We start from the raw sequence: 15,043 nt of genomic DNA on the forward strand, positions 1-15,043 counted from the left end.
AGCGCAAAGCTGCCTGCCAGGAGTGGTAGTTCAGTTGGTTAGAATACCGGCCTGTCACGCCGGGGGTCGCGGGTTCGAGTCCCGTCCACTCCGCCAGTCATCCAAAGCCCTTGCCGTTCTGCAGCAAGGGCTTTTTCTTTGTGCGCTGCGCAAGGCTCACAGCGTGAGCCTTGCCGCCGTTCAAAGCCTCAATGCCTGCGCATACCCCGTCATCTCGAGGTAGCCGCGGCCGACGCGGCGGCCGGTGGTGTCGAGCAGGTCGCTCAGGCCCTCCCAGTAGATGGCGCCGGTCGAGGCGCGACTGTCCAGTTCCTGGTCGTCGACCAGGGCACGGACCTCGAAGCGGCCGGCGGGTGTATGGACCTGGCACTGCACCGGGTAGCGGGCCCGCGAGAGCGGGCTGGTCCAGAACCGAAGCGGCTCGAAGCGCACGTCCTTGTCTTCGAAGGCCTGTGCCTCCCCGCCCGCCGGCCGCCACGAGCCGCCCGCCCAGAGCGCGCTGCCGTCCGCCCGGCGCAGGCGGAAGGCCGTGAGCGCGCTTCCGTCGTCCAGGTTCATGCCAATCCAGTCCCAGCCCACCGCTTGCGGATGCAGCAGCGCCTCGCTCCATTCGTGGTCGAGCCAGGCCCGTCCCTCCACCCGCAAGGGTGCTTGCCCCTTGACGGCGATGCGCCCCTCCACCGCCAGTTGCGGCTGGCTGTAGTAGTAGCTGGCTTGCGCCGCCTCGGGGCCCTTGCGCGAAAGGCCGGCCTGCCCCTGCAACAACACGGCCTGGGTGGGTTGCAGGCGCAGGGAGAGACCGAAATCGGCGCCCGGCGCCTCGGCCGCGTAGGCGCCACTGTCGGCATTGCGCACCAGAGACCAGTCGCGCAGCCGCACCCGCGTGTTGTCCTCGGCGGCCTCGGCGATGCCGAAGCCGGCGCGGGCGATGCGCTGGTCATGGTGCAGCTTGCCCGCCTGCAGGTCGGTCAGCGCCGCATGGGCGAACAGCAGTTGCCGTGCCGCGAACGCCGAGCGCAGCGACTGCGTGCCATCCACCCGAGAGCGGAAGAAGGTGAGTTGAAAGCCGTAGCGTGCGCCTTGCGGCGACTCGGCATGGCCCGTGGCGTACCACCATTCCGTGCGCAGTCCAGGATGGCTGCCGTGGTCACGGGGAAAGTGCAGGGCGCGCGCAGGTAGCGCCCAGGACGAAGGCAGTGGCAGCAGCCCTCCAGCCAGCAGGGCCAACACGCGTCGCCTGGTGGCGATCCGGCCGGCGAGCAGTGGACTCAAGGGCGCAAAAGGCATCGGTGGATGATCGCCGACGGCGCATGTCTGTGGCAGAAGCGGGGTAGCAACGTCCTCTCACCGGAGGCCCAGGACGGTGAGTGCACGCGGCACAGGCCTGTCGAGCGCATCGGCGGTGGGCCGCTCGGCGTCCCTCAGCCGTGCAGCGCCGCCTCAATGCCCCGGACCGCCTCGGCGCAGTCGCCGAACCTGCCGTCGACCCAGCGCCCGTCATGGTAGGTCGCAAGGTAGCGCTCGCCCGAGTCGCACAGCAGCGACAGCACTGAGCCGCTGCGGCCCTGCTCGCGCATCTCGTGCGCCAGCGCCAGCATGCCGACGAAGTTGGTGCCCGTCGACGGGCCCACCTTGCGGCCCAGCAGATTGGAGAGCACTCGCATGCCCGCGATGGAGGCAACGTCGGGCATCGGGATCATGCGATCCACGACGCTGGGGATGAAGCTCGGCTCCACACGCGGACGGCCGATGCCCTCGATGCGCGAACCGGCGCCTTCGCAGTCCCAGTCGCCGGTGGCGTGGAACTCGGCGAAGGCGGAGCCTTCGGGGTCGACCACGGCCAGTTGCGTTGCATGTCCGCGGAACCGCACGTACCGGCCAATGGTGGCGCTGGTGCCGCCGGTGCCGGCGCCCACCACGATCCAGGCCGGCACGGGATGTCGCTCCTGTGCCATCTGCTGGAACATGCTGTCCGCGATGTTGTTGTTGCCCCGCCAGTCGGTGGCCCGTTCCGCATAGGTGAACTGGTCCATGTAGTGGCCGCCGCATTCATGGGCCAGGTCTTCCGCCTCGTCGTAGACCTCCCAGGCGTGGTCCACGAAGTGGCAGCGGCCGCCGTAGAAGGCGATCTGCGCCACCTTCTCGGCCGAGGTGCTGCGCGGCATCACGGCCACGAAGGGCAGGCCGAGCAACCGGGCGAAGTAGGCCTCGCTCACGGCCGTCGAGCCGCTCGAGGCCTCGATCACCGTGGTGCCTTCGCGCACCCAGCCGTTGACCAGCGCGTGCAGGAAGAGCGAGCGCGCGAGCCGGTGCTTGAGGCTGCCGGTCGGGTGCGTGGATTCGTCCTTCAGGTAGAGGTCGATGCCGGCTGCCTCGAAGGCGGGCAGCGGCAGGGGAATGAGGTGGGTGTCGGCGCTGCGCTGGTAATCGGCTTCGATGCGGCGCATCGCGTTGTTCAGCCATGCACGCGCGCTGTCTTGCGAGAACTGACTCATTTCGCAGGCGGTTGGCAGAAGGCCTGGAAACCTTCGAGGGTGTTGGGGAAGCCCTTGTCCCGGGCCAGCTCCCAGGGACGCTCGCAGCGCTGGACGGCCTGGCACCACAGGTAGCCGGCCGACATCTTGCAGCTTTGCGGGCCCTCGGTGGCGCCATTGCCGTCCGCGCCGACGATGCGCGGCGGTGGGGGCGCGAGAGTGATGGCGTCGACGGGCCGCGGGCCGTCCGTCGGCGCCGCACAGGCGCCGAGAAGAAGCGCGGCGGTGCCTGCCAGCGCGAGAAGGCGTACGCGCATCGGCTCAGCCCACTTCCGCGATCAGCTCGATCTCGACACAGGCGCCCATCGGGATCTGCGCCACGCCAAAGGCGCTGCGGGCATGGGCGCCGCGCTCGCCGAAGACCGCCGCGAACAGTTCGCTGGCGCCGTTGGTCACCAGGTGCTGCTCGGTGAAGGTGGGGGCCGAGTTGACCAGGCTCATCACCTTGACGATGCGTCGCACGCGCTCCAGGTCCCCCACGGCGGCCTGCAGGGTGCCCAGCAGGTCGATTGCGATGGCGCGGGCGGCCTGCTTGCCTTCGTCGGTGCCCATGTCCACGCCCAACTGGCCCACCCAGGGCTTGCCGTCTTTCTTGGCGATGTGGCCGGACAGGAACACGAGGTTGCCGGTCTGCACGAAGGGCACATAGGCGGCGGCGGGAACGGCGATGGGCGGCAGTTCGATGCCGAGTTGCTTGAGCGTTTCTTGGATGGACATGGAGGACTCCGGTATTCGGGATTGGAGAAAGGAGGATCGCGGCCGGGACGGGCGTTGTCACCGGCAGAGCGCCCGCCGTCGGGCGGCAGGCGCAGGGTCAGCGATTGTCCGACATGGGCGCGGGCCGGCCGCCGCTGCGGTCCTCAGCGTTGGATGTAGCAGGCGCGGCAGGCGCGGTCGAGGAAGCCACAACGGCCGCCGTTGCGGCGGCGTCCTGTGCCAGCGCCGCCGCCAGGCCTTCGCGCCGGGCGGCCGGCAGTTCGTCGAAGGGTTGCACGGTGACGCCCACGTCCAGGACATGGCGGGCACCGCCGTGCAGCACGCCGCGCATGGGTGAGACGTCGGCGAAGTCGCGGCCCACGGCCAGCACCACATAGTCCGGGCCGGGCTGGCGGCCGTTGGTGGGGTCGAAGCCGGCCCAGTCGCCCAGGGCGGAGGCCGGATGCTGCGCATCGGCGCCGGCGCCGGGCAGGTAGACCTCCACCCAGGCGTGCGAAGCATCCGCCCCCACCAACCGCGGCTGGCCCGGCGGCGGCTGGGTCAGCAGGTAGCCGCTCACGTAGCGCGCCGGCAGGCCCAGCGCACGGCAGCAGGCGATCATGATGTGGGCGAAGTCCTGGCAGACGCCGCGGCGCTGGGCCAGGGCCTGAACGGCCGGCGTGTTGATCTCTGTGCTGCCACTGGCGTATTCGAAGTCGCGGTGGATGCGCAGCGTGAGTTCCATCGCTGCCTCGAACAGCGGCCGGCCCGGCGGGAAGCTCGCCCGGGCGTAGGCGACGAAGTCGTCGTGCGGCGGCACGTGGCGCGACGGAAAGACGAAGTCGGAAGCCGCATCGTCATGCTGGCCGGCGCGATAGCGGAAGCGCTCGCGCACTAGGTCCCAGGCCAGGCGCGCGTCGGCCTGCGGCGAAAGCGTCGGCTGCGCCGTCCGCACGAGGCTTTCTGCCGTCACGACCAGCTGGTCGTGTGTGGACTCGAGGGCGAAGAAGGTGCGGCGGTTGCCGTAGATGTCGTCGGATTCGCTGCGGTGCACGGGCGCGGGCGAGATGGCCAGGCGATGGTCCAGCACGACCTGGCAGCCCAGGTCGCGCGGACGCAGGTGAGCCATGTGCTGGGCCGTCTCGACGGCGGGCGCGTAGTCGTAGCGGGTCTCGTGGGTGACGTGCAGCAGCATGGTCACACTCCCACCGAGCGCACGGTCTCGAAGGTGAGGGTGAAGTAGCGCACGCCGATGGCATCCGACACGTGGTAGGCCGCCGTCTCGCAGCGCGCGAGCGTCTGCATCAACGTTCCGTAGCGGCCGTCGGGGCCGGGGTCGCACAGAAGCTCCAGCGACCAGTCGTCCGGATTGGGCAGCTCGTACGACAGCGCCGTGAGCCGGTCGGGCGCGCTGCCGGCCAGCTTGGCCAGGCGCTTGCGCAGCGTGTGCGTGACCCAGGCCAGCGAGCGCGGGTTGTCGCCGTCCTGCACGAGCAGATCGACCAGCGAGGCCACGTCGCGCCGCTGCTGGTAGCGGGCATGGAAGGTGATGGTGCTGTCGAACAGGCCCACCAGCGCCTCGAATCCGCTGGCCTCGTGCACGGTGCCGTGCTCGAAGCCCGCGGCCAGCGCGCTGGCCAGGAAGGCCAGTCGCTCGATGTGACGGCCGATGGACAGCAGCCGCCAGGCGTCGTCGCGCGTCATGCGGTCGGTCTGGGCACCGGTGATGGCGGCGAGTGCGGCGCTTGTGGCCTCCAGGGTGCGCAGCGTGGCGCCCACGGCATAGCGGCCTTCGCCGCTCTCGCCGGCTTGTTCCTGGAAGCGTCGCACGAGGTCGGCCTCGGCGCGCACGATGTGGTTCCAGTGCTCCTGCGACAGGCGCTCGCGCACGGCCTGCGCCGCCTCGCGCAGGCAGCGCAGGTTGAAGCCCACGCTGCGGCCGTTCTGCGCCTGACCGAGTTCGGCGATCAGCGCGCGCTCGAACAGGCGCCGGCTGTGCGCGGCGCGGGCGCCTTCGTGCTGGCGTGCCAGGCCGGGCACCTCGCGCGGCACCAGGGCGTTGCGCAGGGCCATCTCATGCAGCCAGGCCACGAGCGGGCGGGAGAACTGGTCCTCGCCGCTCAGGTTCTCGAGCGTGAGCCGGGCCAGGCGCAGCGTGTTCTCGGCCCGCTCGGTGTAGCGGCCCAGCCAGTACATGTTCTCGGCCGCGCGGCTGGTGACTGGCGCGCGGTGGCGCTGCAGCGAAGCCGGCGTGCTCTGCGGCGCCAGGCGGGTGCTGCGGTCCACCTCGCCCTCGGTCTGCACCCACACGTCGGCGCTGCTGCCGCCGCGTTGCATCGAGGCGATCTGCGCATCCTGCCCGGCCAGTCGGGCCAGACCCCCGGGCAGCACGCGCCAGCTCTGCGGCCCGTCGTTGACGGCAAAGACGCGCAGCATCACCGCCTTGGGCGCGATGCGGCCGGGCCCGAGGTCCTGCGCCCAGGTGGGCATCTGCGACAGCGGCAGGTAGCTCTGCACCGTGTGCGCGTCGCTCTGGCGGATGATGCGGCCGGCCCATTCGTCCAGCGCGCGTCGGTCCAGCTGGGTGCCGAGCACGGCCTCGAAGCTGGGGTGGATGGTCGAGCCCGGATAGGTCGGCTTGACGGCGCACTCGGCCAGGCGGGGCAGGGCGGCTTCCATGGCCGCGCGCTCGCCGCACCACCAGGTGGGCAGCGCCGGCAGGGCCAGTTCCTCGCCCAGCAGGCGCCGCGACAGCGCCGGCAGAAAGCCCAGCAGCGCGGGCGATTCGAGGAAGGCCGAGCCGGGCATGTTGGCGATCAGCAGGTTGCCGGCGCGGATCACTTGCAGCAGTCCGGGCACGCCCAGGGTGGAGTCGGGCCGCAGTTCCAGCGGATCGAGGAAGGGGTCGTCCAGACGCTTGATGAGGCCGTGTACCGGGCGCAGGCCCTGCAGCGTCTTGAGGTACAGGCGTTCGTCGCGCACGGTGAGGTCATTGCCCTCCACCAGCGTCACGCCCAGGTAGCGCGCCAGGTAGGCGTGCTCGAAGTAGGTCTCGTTGTACGGGCCCGGCGTGAGCAGCGCGATGTGCGGCGGCGAGCCGGCCGGGCACATGCGCTGCAGGCCTTCCATCATGGCGGTGTAGGTGGCAGCCAAGCGCTGCACCTGCAGCGATTCGAAGGCCTGCGGAAACTGGCGCGACACGGCCAGCCGGTTCTCCAGCAGGTAGCCCAGGCCCGAGGGCGCCTGGGTGCGCTGGGAGACGACCCACCAGTTGCCGTCCGGCCCGCGGGCCAGGTCGAAGGCGGCGATGCGCAACCAGGTGTCGCCGGGCGGTCGCACGCCATGCATTTGGCGCAGGTAGCCCGGATGGCCGCGCACGAGGGCGGCAGGCAGCAGGCCTTCCTGCAGCAGCGCCTGCGGGCCATAGACATCGGCCATCACCCTGTCGAGGATGCGCACGCGCTGCAGCACCCCGGTCTCGATCTGCGCCCAGCTGCCGGGTGCCACGATCAGCGGAAAGAGGTCCAGCGACCAGGGCCGCTGCGGCCCGTCGGTGTCCGCATAGACGTTGTAGGTGACGCCGTTGTCGCGGATCTGCCGCTCCAGGCTCAGGGCGCGCCGCGGCAGGTCGGCGAAGCCTTCGGGGCCCAGTTCCTCGAAGAACTGCGTCCAGGCCGGGGTCAGCGGGCCCTCGGCTTCGGCGGACGGCGTAGGCGTTGCGGGTGGCTCGTCAGTGACGGGCTCGGCGGTGGCCAGGTTGAGAACGGGGGCGGCCGTGGGCGCCGAGCCGGCCGGCGACACAGCCGGCCGCTGCGGGCTCGTGCGGCCACGCAGTTCGTCGAAGTGGCCCGGCTCCGCCGCGGGCGCCAAGGCGGCCGCGAAGGCGGCTGGCGTTTCCAGCCCCTGGGCGTCAAAGAGAGAGTCGTTCAGCGGGTCCACAGCCGGCGGATTGTCACATCGGATTCACCGAGGACCGGCGAGCGCCCGAGGGCGGCCCGCTGACCGTGATCGATTGCACGACGGCCTGGCGTGGCGCAGGGCCGTGGCGCACGCCAGGGGCGGCCGCACCGGCCGCCCGCGGGCCAGGCCGCGGCCCCGGCGATCACCGCCGCAGGTCCAGCGTGAACGGGAACTCGCGACTGCCCACCACCTCGATGTTCGCCGGCGGCGTGCGCAGCATGCCGGGCGTGTGGCCCATGCGCGAGAAGCGCGCCAGGCGGCGGCTTTCGGCCTCGTAGGCATTGACCGGGAAGGTGGTGTAGTTGCGACCGCCCGGGTGCGCGACGTGATACTGGCAGCCGCCCAGCGAGCGCTTCATCCAGGTGTCGACGATGTCGAAGGTCAGGGGCGCATGCGGGTGGATGGTCGGGTGCAGCGAAGAAGGCGGATTCCACGCCTTGTAGCGCACGCCGGCCACGTACTCGCCGGCCACGCCGGTGGGCTGCAGCGGCAGCACCTTGCCGTTGACGGTGACGGCGTAGCGGCTCTGGTTGAGGCCGGTCACGCGCACCTCGACCCGCTCCAGCGACGAATCGACATAGCGCACCGTACCGCCGATGGCGCCCTGCTCGCCCATGACGTGCCAGGGCTCCAGCGCGTTGCGCAGCGACAGCTCGACGCCCATGGCCTGCACCTCGCCGACCAGCGGGAAGCGGAACTCGAAATGCGGCGCGAACCATTCCGCCTCGAAGGCGAAGCCGGCCTGGCGCATCTCGGCGATCACGTCGTCGAAATCCATCTTCACGAAGGTGGGCAGCAGGAAGCGGTCGTGCAGCTCGGTGCCCCAGCGGGTCGCCGGCGCCTGGTAGGGCGTGTCCCAGAAGCGGGCGATGAGGGCGCGCAGCAGCAGCTGCTGCACGATGCTCATGCGGGCATGGGGCGGCATCTCGAAGGCGCGCAGCTCCAGCAGGCCCAGGCGGCCCGTCGGCCCATCGGGCGAGTAGAGCTTGTCGATGCAGAACTCGCTGCGGTGCGTGTTGCCGGTGACGTCGATCAGGATGTTGCGCAGCGTGCGGTCCACCAGCCAGGGCGGCATGCCCTGGCCGTAGAGCTCGCGGTTGCGCACGATCTCCTTGATGGCGATTTCGAGCTCGTAGAGCTGGTCGTTGCGAGCCTCGTCCACGCGCGGCGCCTGGCTGGTCGGGCCGATGAACATGCCCGAGAACAGGTACGACAGCGAGGGATGGTTGTGCCAGTACAGCACCAGGCTGGCCAGCAGTTCGGGCCGGCGCAGGAAGGGGCTGTCGGCCGGCGTGGCGCCGCCCAGCACGAAGTGGTTGCCGCCGCCGGTGCCGGTGTGGCGGCCGTCGGTCATGAACTTCTCGGCCGTCAGGCGCGTCTGGAAGGCCGCGTCGTAGAGGAACTCGGTGTGCTGGACCAGCTCGCCCCAGTTGTGCGCCGGATGGATGTTGACCTCGATCACGCCGGGGTCGGGCGTGACCTGCAGCAGCTTCAGGCGCGCATCCCGTGGCGGCGGGTAGCCTTCCAGCACGATCTGCATGCCCAGTTCCTCGGCCGTGGCCTCGACGGCCGTGAGCAGGTCGAGGTAGTCCTCCAGAAAGGCCAGTGGCGGCATGAAGACGTAGAGCACGCCCGAGGCCTGGCCCACCTTCTCGGCGGCCGGGCCGTTGGCGCGGCGCGGGTCGCGTGCCTCCACGCACAGGGCCGTGCGCGTGATCCAGTGCGCCGATTCGCCACGGCTCGGGAAGCGGACGTTGGCGCCGTCCGCCACATGCCGCGCGCTGCCGTCGCCCGGGGCCACGTCGCCGCCGGTGGCGCCAGCCGCGCCGGGCGGCTGCAGGCGCACCGTCGCGCTCGCATTGCGGGGCGCACTCTGCACATAAGCCACCTCGTCGGTGCCGGCGCCCATGCCGCCTTGGCCCCAGGCTTCGGTGTAACGGGCGCGCAGCTCGGCGGCCGAAGGCAGTGCGGCCTGCGGCGCGTGCGGGTCACGGTCGATCAGGTAGGGGAAGTCGCCCTTGGCCGCCCAGGGCTGGGAATCGAGCGGCAGGCGGTAGCCCATCGGCGAATCGCCAGGGATCAGGTACATGCGGTCGTCGCGCAGGAACCAGGGGCCGGTCTTCCAGCCGGCGCCGGCCAGGGCCGGGTTGTCGGTGGCGTTGGACGAGGGCTCCAGCGGGAGCACATAGCCGATCACCGCGTCGAGCTTCTGCGTGAACACGCGGCGCAGGCGGGCGCGCTCCAGTTCGTCGTCCAGGTTGGACTCGAAGGGATCGACATTGACCGGCAGCCGGCGCTCTCGCCAGAGGTAGTAATAGACGTCCTCGTAACCCGGCTGGATGAAGCGCTCCGACAGGCCCAGCTTGCCGGCGAGCGTTCGGGTGAAGCGCTCGGCGTCGGCGCTGGTGTAGCTGGCCGGCTTGCGCTCGTCGGCGAAGAGGGCCGGTTTGTGCCAGATGGGCTGGCCGTCGGCACGCCAGAAGATCGACAGCGCCCAGCGCGGCAACTGCTCGCCCGGGTACCACTTGCCCTGGCCGAAATGCAGGAAGCCGCCCTCGCCGTATTCGGCACGCAGGCGGTCCACCAGCTCGGTCGCGTAGCCGCGCTTGGTGGGGCCCAGAGCGTCGGTGTTCCATTCGGCGGCGTCACGGTCGCTGGTGGCCACGTAGGTGGGCTCGCCGCCCATGGTCAGGCGCACGTCGCCAGCGGCCAGGCGGGCATCGACCGCCTCGCCCAGGGCCAGCACCTCGGACCACTGGTCGTCGGTGTAGGGTTTGGTGACGCGCGGCGACTCGTAGATGCGGGTGACCACCATCTCGTGGTCGAACTCGACCTCGGCCTCGTCCACCAGACCCTCGATGGGCGCGGCGCTCGACGGATTGGGCGTGCAGGCCAGCGGGATGTGGCCTTCGCCGGCCAGCAGGCCGGAGGTGGCGTCCAGGCCGATCCATCCGGCGCCGGGCAGGTAGACCTCGCACCAGGCATGCAGGTCGGTGAAGTCGACCTCGGTGCCGCTCGGGCCGTCGAGCGACTTGACGTCGGGCGTGAGCTGGATCAGGTAGCCCGACACGAAGCGCGCCGCCAGGCCCATGTGGCGCAGCAGCTGCACCAGCAGCCAGCCGGAGTCGCGGCAGGAGCCGCTGGCTTTCTCGAGCGTCTCTTCCGGCGTCTGCACGCCGGGCTCCATGCGGATGAGGTACTTGACGTCCTGCTGCACCTGCTGGTTGAGCTGGACCAGGAAGTCGATGGTGCGCTTCTCGCTGCGATCGATCTTCTCGAGGTAGGCCGCCACCAGCGGCGTGGCCGGCTCCGTCACCAGGTAGGGCGCCAGCTCCTCGGCCTGCGCCTTGGAGTACTTGAAGGGCACCGTCTCCGCGTGCGGCTCGAGGAAGAAGTCGAAGGGGTTGTAGACCGCCATCTCGACCACGAGGTCGACCGTGACGGTGAACTCGGTGGTCTTCTTCGGGAAGACCAGCCGTGCCTGGTAGTTGGCGAAGGGATCCTGCTGCCAGTTGATGAAGTGCTCGGCCGGCTCGACGCGCAGCGAGTACGAGATCACGTTGCTGCGGCAGTGCGGCGCGGGGCGCAGCCGCACGACCTGCGGGCCCAGTTGGACGGGCCGGTCGTACTTGTAGCGTGTGACGTGGTGGAGGGCGGCGTGGATCGACATGGGACTCGGTGGTTTGGGCTTATTCTGGTGACGGCGCGCGTGCAGCAATGACGGGCCCGAGGGCGCATGCTAGCCGAGAAGCAAGCAAGGACTGCGCCATCGGCCCCCCCATGCGGCGGGCCGTTCAGGGAGAGAAAAAGGCTTGAACACAGGCAGGGTGGTGGTACGCGCGCGAGGGTGCCTGCGCGCCGTGACGGGGTCGTGGCGGGGCAGGGGATGGCCGGGTTTGATGGCGGCGATGGCTGGCGCCATCGCCGGTACGGCGCTGCAGCTGCGGCAGCCGGTGCTGTGGCCCATCGGTCTCTATGCCTTGGCGGCGCTGGTGGGGCTGGTGGCCTGGCTGGTCTCCGGCCTGCTGCCTGCGCGGCGCCATCGGACCGGCCTGCTGCTGGCGTTAGTGGCCGGCTTGGCGGTGGGATTCGCCCAGACGGGGTGGCGTGCCGGCGAGCGCCTGGCCGGGGCGCTGGCGCCGGCCCTCGAAGGACATGACCTCGTCCTCCAAGGGCGCGTGACGGGAATGCCTCAGCGGCGCGATGGCGGCCTGCGCTTCGAATTCACGACCGAGGGCGAGGCGCTGCTGCCTGGCCGGGTGGTCCTTTTCTGGCCGGACGCCGTCGCGTCGCCCGCGCCGTTGCATGTGGGCGAACGTTGGCAGTTGCCGGTACGGCTGCGTGCCCCGCACGGCACGCTCAATCCGCACGGTTTCGACTACGAGCTCTGGCTGTTCGAGCAGGACATCCAGGCGACCGGCTCGGTACGACCTGCGCCGGTTCCCCTGCGACTGCAGACGCCCTCGTGGTGGGAGTGGCCGCTCGAGCGTGCCCGTGAGGCCGTGCGCGACCGCATCCTCGAACGCACGGGCGGCAGCAGCGCGGGCCGTGTGGTGGCGGCGCTGGTCACCGGCGACCAGTCGGCCATCGCGCCGGCGGACTGGACCGTCTTCCGGCTGACGGGCGTCGCCCACCTGATGAGCATCTCGGGCCTGCACGTGACCATGTTCGCCTGGCTGGCGGCGGCCGTGGTCGGCTGGCTCTGGCGGCTCAGCCCGCGATTGATGCTGCGCTGGCCAGCCCAGCATGCGGGTCTTGCCGGCGGCGTGCTGCTGGCGGCCCTCTACGCGGCCTTCAGCGGCTGGGGGCTGCCTTCGCAGCGCACGGTCTGGATGCTCGCGCTGGCCGTGCTGCTGCGGCTGTCGGCCCGGCGCTGGCCCTGGCCGGTGGCATGGCTGGTGGTCTTCGCGCTGGTGGTGGCCATCGATCCGTGGGGACTGATGCAGGCGGGCTTCTGGCTCAGCTTCGTCGCGGTCGCCGTGCTGTTCGCCACCGATCCCGGGCAGGTTGCGGGCCCCCGGGGCCGGGGCGCGGCGGTGCGGCGGCTGCTGCGCGAGCAGGGCGTGGTCACCTTCGCGCTGGCGCCGCTGGGGTTGATGCTGTTCCAGCAGGTCTCGGTGGTGGGGCTGGCGGCCAACCTCATCGCGATTCCGGCCATCACGCTGGTCGTGACGCCGCTGGCCATGGCGGGCATCGCCATGCCGCCCTGTTGGGATCTGGCGGCACTGGCGGTGGAGGCGCTGCGCAGCGCGCTGGCCTGGGCGGCCACGCTGCCCGGCGCGACCTTCAGCGCGGCCGCACCGCCGCTGTGGGCCGCGGCCGCGGGCGTGCTCGGTGGCATGCTGCTGGTCATGCCCGGCCCCTGGCGCTGGCGGCTGCTCGGCTTGCCGCTGGCGTTGCCGGTGCTGCTGTGGAGGGCCGAGCCCGTCGCGCCTGGCGACTTCGAGGTGCTGGCGGCCGACGTGGGGCAGGGCAGCGCGATCGTCGTGCGCACGGCGGGCCATGTTCTGCTGTTCGACGCCGGTCCGCGCTACGGCCCGCGCAGCGATGCCGGCGAGCGCGTGCTGGTGCCGCTGCTGCGCGCGCTGGGCCTGCGGCTGGACCGGCTCCTGCTGAGTCACCGCGACACCGACCATACCGGTGGCGCCGAGTCCGTGCGCGCCGCCCAGCCGGCGGTGGCCGACTTCGGCGCCCCGTGTGCACGGGGCCTGCGCTGGCGCTGGGAGGGCGTCGATTTCGAGGTGCTGCATCCCGCGCCCGAGGCCGCCCGGCCGCTGGCCCAGCGCAATGCCGATTCCTGCGTGCTGCGTATCGACAACGGCCGCGCCAGCGCGCTGCTGACGGGCGACGTCGAGCAGGCGCAGGAGCTGCAGCTCGTGCAGGAAAGGGGCGAGGGTTTGCGTACCGACCTGCTGATCGTCGCCCACCATGGCAGCCGCAGTTCGTCCAGCCTGCCCTGGCTGCGGGCCGTGCGGCCGCGCGTGGCGGTCGCCCAGAACGGCTGGCGCAACCCCTTCGGCCACCCGGCGCCCGAGGTGCGGGCGCGCTATCTGTCCGAGGGCATCCCTTTCTTCGAGTCCGCGCGTTGCGGTGCGGCCCGCTGGCGCAGCACCGAGCCGGATGCCGTGCGCTGCGAGCGGGTGCAGGCGGCCCGCTACTGGCACCACCGGCCGCCGCTGCCCGAAGGCGAAGAATGAAAACTTTTGCGCACGGCGGAGCCGAGAGATGGCCTTGAACTTGCTAAGCTATGGCTCAAGGAGATTGGTCGTTCCATGCACAAGTTCGATGAAATGTATGAGCGGCTCCCCTATGAAGGGGCCGCGATCCGACAGCACTACCAGCGATACGACCAATGGCTCGCGAAGCAACCCCCCGAGGTAATGCGTTCGCGCCGTGAAGAGGCGGAGATGATCTTCCGCCGGGTCGGCATCACCTTTGCCGTGTACGGCGCCAAGGACGAGGACGGCTCGGGCACCGAGCGCCTCATCCCCTTCGACCTGCTGCCGCGGATCATTCCGGCCGACGAGTGGGCGTCGATGGAGAAGGGGCTGGTCCAGCGCGTGACGGCGCTCAACCGCTTCATCCACGACATCTATCACGACCAGGAGATCGTCAAGGCCGGCATCGTGCCGGCCGAGCAGATCCAGGGCAATGCCCAGTTCCGCCCCGAGATGATGGGCGTGAACGTGCCCAACAACATCTATTCCAACATCTCCGGCATCGACATCGTCCGGGCGCCCGACAGCGCCGGCAAGGGCGAGTACTACGTGCTGGAAGACAACCTGCGCGTGCCCAGTGGCGTGAGCTACATGCTCGAGAACCGCAAGATGATGATGCGGCTCTTTCCCGAGCTTTTCGCGCAGAACCGCGTGGCGCCGGTGGCCCACTATCCCGACCTGCTGCTCGAAACGCTCCGTGCCAGCGCGCCGCCGGCCACGGCCGAGCCTACGGTGGTGGTGCTCACGCCCGGCATGTACAACAGCGCCTATTTCGAGCATGCCTTCCTGGCCCAGCAGATGGGCGTGGAACTGGTCGAGGGCCAGGATCTGTTCGTCAAGGACGACTTCGTCTACATGCGCACCACGCGCGGCCCGCGCCGGGTCGACGTGATCTACCGCCGCGTGGACGACGACTTCCTCGACCCCGAGGTGTTCCGCCCCAATTCGACGCTGGGTTGTGCCGGCCTGATGCGGGCCTACAAGGCGGGCAACGTGGTCATCTGCAACGCGGTGGGCACGGGCATCGCCGACGACAAGTCCATCTACCCCTACGTGCCCAAGATGGTGGAGTTCTACCTCGGCGAGCAGCCGATCCTGAAGAACGTGCCCACCTGGATGTGCCGCAACAAGGACGACCTCGACTACGTGCTCGCGCACATGGAAGATCTGGTCGTCAAGGAAGTGCACGGCGCAGGCGGTTACGGCATGCTGATCGGTCCGGCCTCCACCAAGGCCGAGATCGACGAGTTCCGCGAGGTGGTGCGCTCCAAGCCCGACGGCTACATCGCGCAGCCCACGCTCAGCCTGTCTTCGTCGCCCACCTTCGTCGATGCCGGCATCGCGCCGCGCCACATCGACCTGCGTCCCTTCGTGCTGTCGGCCAAGGAGGTGCAGATGGTGCCCGGTGGCCTCACGCGCGTGGCGCTCAAGGAAGGCTCGCTGGTCGTCAACTCCTCGCAGGGCGGCGGCACCAAGGACACCTGGGTGCTGGAACCCGATCGCCGCTTCTCGGGCAAGAACGGGCAGAGCCAGTCGCAGACCCAGGGCGGCCAGGGGCAGTCGCAGTCCCAGAGCCAGTCGATGACCTCGTCCTCTTCCGCGGCCTGAGGCAGCACCCTTCGATTTCGAGAAAGA

Annotated in this window: 9 protein-coding genes and 1 tRNA gene; 3 read left to right on the top strand and 7 right to left on the bottom strand. The window is 70.4% G+C overall.

Translation table 11 applies throughout. The features are described 5' to 3' along the window. Positions 1–19 precede the first annotated feature (19 nt). Positions 20–96 (top strand) — tRNA-Asp (locus tag DFR41_RS09360). Between the two features lie 84 nt (positions 97–180). Here the strand turns inward: DFR41_RS09360 and DFR41_RS09365 are convergent. The 7 genes from DFR41_RS09365 to DFR41_RS09395 all read right to left on the bottom strand — a co-directional run bounded on the left by DFR41_RS09365 (position 181) and on the right by DFR41_RS09395 (position 10,860). Further along, a complete protein-coding gene (locus tag DFR41_RS09365; RefSeq protein WP_052383508.1) occupies positions 181–1,287 on the bottom strand; it encodes a lipocalin-like domain-containing protein in 1,107 nt (368 codons plus the stop codon). A gap of 134 nt (positions 1,288–1,421) precedes the next feature. Beyond that, the gene (locus DFR41_RS09370; protein ID WP_017760216.1) at positions 1,422–2,495 is read right to left on the bottom strand and encodes a PLP-dependent cysteine synthase family protein; all 1,074 of its coding nucleotides are present in this window, start codon (positions 2,493–2,495) and stop codon (positions 1,422–1,424) included. Further along, positions 2,492–2,791, bottom strand: a complete 300-nt coding sequence (locus DFR41_RS09375) for a hypothetical protein (RefSeq protein ID WP_017760215.1) — start codon at positions 2,789–2,791, stop codon at positions 2,492–2,494. The genes DFR41_RS09370 and DFR41_RS09375 overlap by 4 nt, the downstream gene beginning before the upstream one ends. A gap of 4 nt (positions 2,792–2,795) precedes the next feature. Then, positions 2,796–3,251 (bottom strand): RidA family protein, encoded by a 456-nt coding sequence (locus DFR41_RS09380; RefSeq protein ID WP_114802498.1) that lies wholly within the window; start codon positions 3,249–3,251, stop codon positions 2,796–2,798. 97 nt (positions 3,252–3,348) lie between these two features. After that, the gene (locus DFR41_RS09385; RefSeq protein WP_114802499.1) at positions 3,349–4,425 is read right to left on the bottom strand and encodes a transglutaminase family protein; all 1,077 of its coding nucleotides are present in this window, start codon (positions 4,423–4,425) and stop codon (positions 3,349–3,351) included. A gap of 2 nt (positions 4,426–4,427) precedes the next feature. Further along, positions 4,428–7,169 (bottom strand): circularly permuted type 2 ATP-grasp protein, encoded by a 2,742-nt coding sequence (locus DFR41_RS09390; protein ID WP_114802500.1) that lies wholly within the window; start codon positions 7,167–7,169, stop codon positions 4,428–4,430. A 163-nt stretch (positions 7,170–7,332) separates the two neighbouring features. Beyond that, positions 7,333–10,860 carry a transglutaminase family protein gene (locus tag DFR41_RS09395; protein ID WP_114802501.1) on the bottom strand — a complete coding sequence of 1,176 codons (3,528 nt, stop codon included), beginning with the start codon at positions 10,858–10,860 and terminating at the stop codon, positions 7,333–7,335. A 238-nt stretch (positions 10,861–11,098) separates the two neighbouring features. On the opposite strand from DFR41_RS09395, the gene DFR41_RS09400 reads away from it, so the two are divergent. Continuing rightward, positions 11,099–13,387, top strand: a complete 2,289-nt coding sequence (locus DFR41_RS09400; protein ID WP_114802549.1) for a DNA internalization-related competence protein ComEC/Rec2 — start codon at positions 11,099–11,101, stop codon at positions 13,385–13,387. Between the two features lie 75 nt (positions 13,388–13,462). Continuing rightward, the gene (locus tag DFR41_RS09405; RefSeq protein ID WP_114802502.1) at positions 13,463–15,016 is read left to right on the top strand and encodes a circularly permuted type 2 ATP-grasp protein; all 1,554 of its coding nucleotides are present in this window, start codon (positions 13,463–13,465) and stop codon (positions 15,014–15,016) included. Positions 15,017–15,043: the final 27 nt, after the last annotated feature.

The organism is Pseudacidovorax intermedius (assembly GCF_003350475.1).
GTDB classification, from domain to species: Bacteria; Pseudomonadota; Gammaproteobacteria; order Burkholderiales; family Burkholderiaceae_C; genus Xenophilus; species Xenophilus intermedius.